The 7,169-nt window shown below is 44.5% G+C and carries 5 protein-coding genes; 3 read left to right on the top strand and 2 right to left on the bottom strand.

Annotated features, from left to right (window positions below; all coding sequences use genetic code 11):
• Nucleotides 1-369 precede the first annotated feature (369 nt).
• Entirely contained in the window at nucleotides 370-1,620 is a 1,251-nt protein-coding gene (gene glyA, locus BCV39_RS09470; protein WP_102432631.1) for a serine hydroxymethyltransferase, read from the bottom strand.
• 347 nt (nucleotides 1,621-1,967) lie between these two features.
• On the opposite strand from glyA, the gene BCV39_RS09465 reads away from it, so the two are divergent.
• The 3 genes from BCV39_RS09465 (at nucleotide 1,968) to BCV39_RS09455 (ending at nucleotide 5,238) form a co-directional block, all read left to right on the top strand.
• Nucleotides 1,968-2,570 carry a YitT family protein gene (locus tag BCV39_RS09465; RefSeq protein ID WP_102432632.1) on the top strand — a complete coding sequence of 201 codons (603 nt, stop codon included), beginning with the start codon at nucleotides 1,968-1,970 and terminating at the stop codon, nucleotides 2,568-2,570.
• An 88-nt stretch (nucleotides 2,571-2,658) separates the two neighbouring features.
• A complete protein-coding gene (locus BCV39_RS09460) occupies nucleotides 2,659-4,176 on the top strand; it encodes a winged helix-turn-helix domain-containing protein (protein ID WP_102432633.1) in 1,518 nt (505 codons plus the stop codon).
• A 147-nt stretch (nucleotides 4,177-4,323) separates the two neighbouring features.
• Nucleotides 4,324-5,238 carry a hypothetical protein gene (locus tag BCV39_RS09455; protein ID WP_102432634.1) on the top strand — a complete coding sequence of 305 codons (915 nt, stop codon included), beginning with the start codon at nucleotides 4,324-4,326 and terminating at the stop codon, nucleotides 5,236-5,238.
• Between the two features lie 145 nt (nucleotides 5,239-5,383).
• Here BCV39_RS09455 and treC read toward each other — a convergent pair whose 3' ends face one another.
• Nucleotides 5,384-7,069 (bottom strand): alpha,alpha-phosphotrehalase, encoded by a 1,686-nt coding sequence (gene treC, locus BCV39_RS09450; RefSeq protein WP_102432635.1) that lies wholly within the window; start codon nucleotides 7,067-7,069, stop codon nucleotides 5,384-5,386.
• Between the last annotated feature and the right edge of the window lie 100 nt (nucleotides 7,070-7,169).

Below are 7,169 nucleotides of genomic sequence, written 5' to 3'. Positions count from 1 at the left end.
GCTTAACTGACTGGCATTACCCAATAGGAGCCTCTAAAATCATCACTTTTCAAAGTAGTCGTTTGAAATTCTAGGAGAGCACGCGGAGCTTACGAATGTAAGTGAGCATGCTCGACAACGAAGTACCTCAAAAACAAAAAAGGCCCCTATCAAGGAGCCTTTAAAATCATCATTTTTCAATCAAATAGCTTAAGTTCAAGGAACAGGCGCGGAGTTTTCAGCACCTTTCCCTAAAACAAAAAGAGACTCAATGAGCCCCTTTAAAAGTATTTTTCAAAGTAGTCGTTTGAAATTCTAGGAGAGCACGCGGAGCTTACGGATGTAAGTGAGCATGCTCGACAACGAAGTTCAAATTACTACGAAGAAAAATTAAGCGTAAACCGGTAGACGCTTACAGATATTTAGTACTTTTGCTTTAGTCGCTTCGATAACAGACTCATCGCCCATGTTATCTAGGATGTCACAGATCCAACCTGCTAGCTCTTTCGCGTCTGCTTCTGAGAAACCGCGACGAGTGATAGAAGGAGAACCGATACGGATACCTGAAGTAACGAACGGGCTACGTGGATCATTTGGTACTGAGTTCTTGTTTACTGTGATGTTTGCTGCACCTAGTGCTGCGTCTGCTTCTTTACCTGTGATGTCTTTGTTGATTAGGTCAACTAGGAACAGGTGGTTCTCTGTAGAACCTGAAACGATGTTGTAACCACGCTCAAGGAATTCAGCAACCATTGCTTTTGCGTTAGCAACTACACGTGCTTGGTATTCTTTGAACTCTGGCTCTAGAGCTTCTTTGAACGCTACTGCTTTACCAGCGATAACGTGCATTAGAGGGCCACCTTGACCGCCTGGGAATACTGCTGAGTTCAGCTTCTTGTAAAGGTCTTCGCCTTCGTTAGAAAGGATTAGACCGCCACGTGGGCCTGCTAGCGTTTTGTGCGTTGTTGTTGTAACAACGTGCGCGTGTGGAACTGGGTTCGGGTAAACACCTGCCGCGATTAGACCCGCTACGTGAGCCATATCTACGAATAGGTAAGCACCTACTTTGTCAGCGATTTCACGCATGCGCTTCCAATCACAGATTTGAGAGTAAGCAGAGAAACCACCGATGATCATCTTAGGTTTGTTCTCGATAGCCAGCTTTTCCATCTCTTCGTAATCGATTTGGCCTGCTTCGTCGATACCGTAAGGGATGATGTTGTAAAGCTTACCAGAGAAGTTTACTGGAGAACCGTGAGTTAGGTGACCACCGTGCGCTAGGCTCATACCTAGAACTGTGTCGCCTGCGTTCAGTAGCGCCATGTATACAGCGTTGTTTGCTTGAGAACCTGAGTGAGGCTGTACGTTCGCGTACTCGGCACCAAACAGCTCACATGCACGTTCAATTGCTAGAGTTTCAACTTTGTCTACGTACTCACAACCACCGTAGTAACGCTTGCCTGGGTAGCCTTCAGCGTATTTGTTTGTTAGCTGAGAACCTTGAGCTTCCATTACACGTGGGCTTGTGTAGTTTTCTGAAGCGATAAGTTCGATGTGCTCTTCCTGACGAAGAGTTTCTTCTTGGATAGCTGCGAATAGATCCGCATCGTAATCAGCAATGTTCATGTCACGCTTAAGCATCTGTATCTCCTGACTCAGATTGTACTGAAAGTTTCAAAAAAACCACACAACGACCGAAAGCAAACGTTTCCGTCACCGTTTTGATGTGACGCATTCTACATAATTTGATCTAGGTCATAAAGAGCTAATTGCAATTTTATCATGCAGTTTTTTCATAATCACAAATAAGATTCATCATGGTTATTGGGCTTATCCAACCAAAGATGTTCCTTACTGTCAATTTTACGATTTACACCCTGTAAAACGCAGATTACATAGGTTTACCTTAATTTTGCCCCTCTAGCTACCGAAAGCTTAAGTTTTTCTCTACTATGCACGCCTTTATTGATTAGGTAATTATTAAAACGATGGAAAAATACTCACGTAAAGAAGATTGGATTGCAGTCCTGACGGGCACGTTTTTAGTGGCGTTAGGCGTCTTCTTTTTACAGTCTGCGCACCTGCTTACCGGTGGTACTACTGGTTTGGCTCTACTGTTGAGTCAATTTTTGCCTGTAACCTTCGGTATTCTATACTTTGTCGCTAACTGTCCATTCTATCTATTGGCGTGGAAACGTTTTGGTCGCAGCTTTGCGATCAGCAGTGCGATTTCCGGCGCTTTAGTGTCTGTGTTTGCCGATCATTTATACTTGGTTATTTCGCTCGAAGTTCATAATGAGATCTACTGTGCAGTAGCCGGTGGTTTATTGATGGGCTTGGGTATGCTGATTCTATTCCGTCATCGTTCGAGCTTAGGCGGCTTCAACGTCTTGTGTCTATTTATTCAAGATCGCTACGGCATCTCAGTGGGTAAAACTCAAATGGCGATCGACGCGTGTATTCTGTTTGCCTCGTTCTTCTTTGTATCGCCTTGGGTGATTGCAGTGTCAGTGCTAGGTACAGCAGTATTGAATATCGTACTAGCGATGAATCATAAGCCTACACGCTATTCGGTGAACTACGCGTCTTAACGCCAGCTATCCAATCAATGAATTACTAGCTGTTTTTCATAACGAAAACAGCTAGTATTTAGCTTTTATAAGCTACCCCTCTTTCGTTATGCAAGATTACCTCTCCAGCGCCAAAGACACTCAAACCTCGATCTTCATTGAAGGTTTAGAATTCAACCCAATGACACGTGTCTTGAGTTGCAACGAGCAGGTCATCGATTTAGAGCCTCGTTCTATCGAGTTACTTGAGCTATTTCTCACGAGCGTCGGAGAGCCATTAGCGGCAGAGCAAATTATCGCGACGGTTTGGCAAAGTAATTTCATATCCAAAAACGTACTCACCAACCGAATCAGCACACTTCGCTCGGTACTACAAAAACACTTGCCAGAGAACGACGCTACCAAAATTTTGGTCACTTACCCACGCAAAGGCTACTTTCTTAGCCCTAGCTCGGTCAGTTTATCTAATGCAGCATCTGAAACAGCAGAAACAGTTTTGGAAACAGAACAACCTAAAGCGCGAAAGACTCCGACGCTAGTGACCTCTGTTCTCCTGTTAACGACTCTGGTGTTACTGATCACTACAGCAAGCTTGGGTTACATGTTATGGCATTCGTCGAACCATGCCTCTGAGGTTGAACGTGAACAGAGGTTAATTCCTAAGGTTGAGCTGCTACTCAATCGCATCGATGCGGTCGGTGACAATGCAAGACATTATCGCAAGATGGTTAAAGCTCTGTTGCTTCAACAACAAATTGAGTACGCCTATACCGATTTAGCCAACCAAGATGCCCCAAGTTACTTCCTAGACCCGGTAGATAGCTCTCCTTTCTTCCCTGGCGCAAAGAACATGCGCACCAGTGACTATCTGCTTAATATTCAGCTGAAGGACCAAGAGGTCGACAAACGACTCGCAGCCAAGGTCAGCCTTATCTACCCGAGCTCAGGTAAGCTTGCCTTTCGTGGCGTTTACTCTATTGAGATAGATAATCTCAGCGAGAGCTTGATGGAGATTAACCAAGAACTTGCGAGCTACTTTGCTCTGCCTGCTCCGCTCTATCCGGAATGGTCTGTCGACAATCACGCATTAAGTGCTCTATTGAATGGCACGACTATCGATCTTGAGAACGTACCACTCAACGTGATGACCTCAACGCTGATCGCTCGCCAGCTAGCGCTATTTGAGACAGATCACCAGCGACTGATTCGATTTACTAGCCTAGTGCAAACCCACTTTAAGTTGATTCCAGACGAACTTAAGCTGTGGCTGGGGATTATTCACTTCAAGTTGAGAGATCTGCAAACTTCGAAGGAATTCTTAACCAACACCGCCGGAAACTCGACTATCGAAAATGCTCTGGTTTATATGGTGGTATCTCACATCGCTTATAAGCAAGGAGACATGGATAAGTTTCGCCTCAACTACATGGAGTCTTTGGTTGCCTTACTACGAGTCGTTCCATCGGAAGAACTGTTTGCGCGCTTATCCAAGCCAGAGTCAAAATCGACCTGCCTTCAGCCTTGGAAAAATCTAAAACTCAGTGTCAATGAGCCGCTGATCATCAAGCAGTGGGAGAATCTGATGCTAAATTACTGTACCGCTGTCGGGCATCAACTATCGAACTAAATAATATAAAATCATTAATAACAGCAACTTAAATATAAATTAAGGTTTCATGTATCTTCATTTTTTGCCCTACAAACCCTCATATCAATAGCATTCCTAAAAACATCCGACCGCTCACGGTCAACAACATTATTAGGAATGCTTCACATGAAAAAAACCATGACGCTGCTTGCGACTTCTCTTTTTGCTCTTTATGGCTGTGGCGGCGGAGGCGGCTCTTCGTCTGGTTCAACCAATGGCAATAAAGGCCCAAGCAATCAAGTCGATTACCCAATCAATGACTCTCAATTCGCGCCTCAAGCAAGCACAGCATTAAAATACGCATTTACCAAAGATGGTGAAACTGAAGGCTCGATGACGATGAACTTCACGCCGTTAAGTGGTGAGCTCGTCATTGCAGGTTTAGAATCAGAGTCAGGCAATGAAGCGGAAATTCAAGTTATCAACGACCTGATCAATTACGGCATCACCGAGTTTTATGTCTCTGAAGACATCATGACGAATGCTGAAGGCACACAAGAAGACGGCAGCATTTATTTTGCAGGTCCTGACCGTGGGTTACACGAAATCACCAATGCTTACTTCATTGGTAGCCAATACATCACAAGAATGATGTACAGCAGCCCACTGTTCCGTTTGAAAGGAACAGACGTAAAAGAGAGCAACCCAATTATTGATATCAGCGAAGAAACCATTTCAATGCAAATTACGCTTGATGGAGAAGCCGTCGCGAATATGTTGAGTGACTTTGAGGATCACCAGTGGGTGCAATCACTGCCAACTGATGCGTCATGCCAAGTTACTTGGCAGCAAGAAATCAATGAAACAGGTGTACGTAAAAGCTTCACTGTTTCGGGTAAATCGATCGAAGCTGCGAATCTTACGGAGAAAAACACTTACTACATTGGCTGTGTCGGTATGGATTCAGCAGAGTTTGGCACATCGTCTGAGCGCTGGTTCAACCCAACGATTGGCCTGATTGAGCAGATTGAATTGATGTCAGTGGAACAATCTACTATTGAGGAATCAGCAGCTAAGCTGACAGCAATAGAAAAAACGTAGTGATACTAACTGCAGCACACTGATGTAAAAAAGGCTTTGGGGAGCAATCCAAAGCCTTGTTGGTAAGCTTATGACCTACTGGGGTACTAAAGGTCATGAGCTTTATTTTGTGTTTAGATATACCTTAATAAAGTGACCTAGCTACCTAGCCCTCAATCAACAAAATACGAGTCTCATAAGGGCGCAATACTTGATGATGCGATGTTACTGAGTCGTCTGTCTCTTGATAGTTAGCAAGCAAGCACTTGGCATTCGTCATATCAAAACGTTCCGGTAAAACACATTCCGTCTCTTCACCATAATAGTTATTAACACACAGCAGAGTCTGCCCTTCGCTCTCGCGAGAATACGCAAATATAGATAGGTGCTCAGGTAGCAAATCTTGATAACTACCATGAGTAATCACAGGCACCTCTTTACGAAGTTCAATCAAACTCTTGTAGAAATAGAACACCGAGTCTTTGTCTTCCAGAGCTTGCTCAGCATTGATCTCAGGGTAGTTGTTCGCAACATCCAACCATGGCTGAGCCTTCGAAAAGCCCGCGTGCGCTTCACTGTTCCACTGCATCGGCGTACGAGAGTTATCACGAGATTTCTGTGCAAGAATCGCCATCATATCTTGATGAGCCACACCATCACGGTTAACCATGATGTCATACATGTTGGTGCTCTCTACATCACGATACTGGCTTATCTCAGTATAACCCGGGTTAGTCATGCCAATCTCTTCACCTTGATAGATATACGGCGTGCCTTGCATCATGTGTACAGACGCAGCCAGCATCTTCGCCGACTCAACACGATACTGCTGATCATCACCTAAGCGGCTCACCACTCGCGGTTGGTCGTGGTTACACCAGAACAATGCGCCCCACCCTTTGCCGTTCAAGCCTGTTTGCCAATGATTGAAGATCGACTTGAGCTGTAAGAAATCAAACGGCGCATTAGTCCACTTCTCACCATTGGTGTAATCGACCTTAAGGTGGTGGAAGTTAAACACCATTGATAGCTCGCTGTTATCAACATTTGAGTATTGCTGACAATGCTCCAACGTAGTTGAAGACATCTCACCTACAGTCACGCTGCCGTACTTCTGGAATACTGCTTCGCTGATCTCTTTCAGGTATTCGTGTACACGTGGGCCATCAGTGTAAAAACGACGACCATCACCGATATCATCGTTAGGAAAATCTTGTTGTTTCGAAATAAGGTTGATCACATCCAAGCGGAAACCATCAACGCCCTTCTCTGCCCAAAAGCTGATAACGTCTTTCACTTCTTCGCGTACAACTGGGTTCTCCCAGTTGAGGTCAGCCTGTTCTTTAGCGAATAAGTGTAGGAAGTATTGCCCAGTCGCCTCATCTAGTTCCCACGCATTACCACCGAACTTAGACTGCCAGTTAGTTGGTGCTTGACCATCTACTGGATCTTTCCAGATATAGTAGTCGCGGTATGGGCTGTTTTTGTCACCCAATGCCGACTGAAACCACGCATGTTCTGTTGAAGTGTGGTTTACCACGATGTCCATCACGATACGAATACCACGTTGGTGCGCTTCAGCCAGCAATAAGTCGAACTCTTCCATGGTGCCGAATTGCGGGTTAATCGCGTAGTAATCTGAAATATCGTAGCCGTTATCGATCATTGGGGATGCGTAAACTGGGGTTAACCAAATTGCATCCACACTCAAGTGTTTAAGATAATCCAGTTTTGAAATGATCCCTTTGATATCGCCAGTACCTTTACTGCCACTGTCACAAAAGCTCTTTGGGTAGATTTGATAGATGGTTGCGGTTTTCCACCAACTTTCATCATGCTCAGTCATCGCCATCTCTAACACTCACTTACCAGAAAATATAAAATAAAAATCACCATGCAAATCATGGTCGAATAGCCGTTATAACTAAAAGAAAAAGCTATAACTAAGAGAA

This window comes from Vibrio sp. 10N.286.55.E10, from assembly GCF_002872555.1.
Taxonomy (GTDB): domain Bacteria; phylum Pseudomonadota; class Gammaproteobacteria; order Enterobacterales; family Vibrionaceae; genus Vibrio; species Vibrio crassostreae.
The sequence above is the reverse complement of the archived record's forward strand: the minus strand, read 5'-3'. Positions and strand labels throughout refer to the sequence as shown.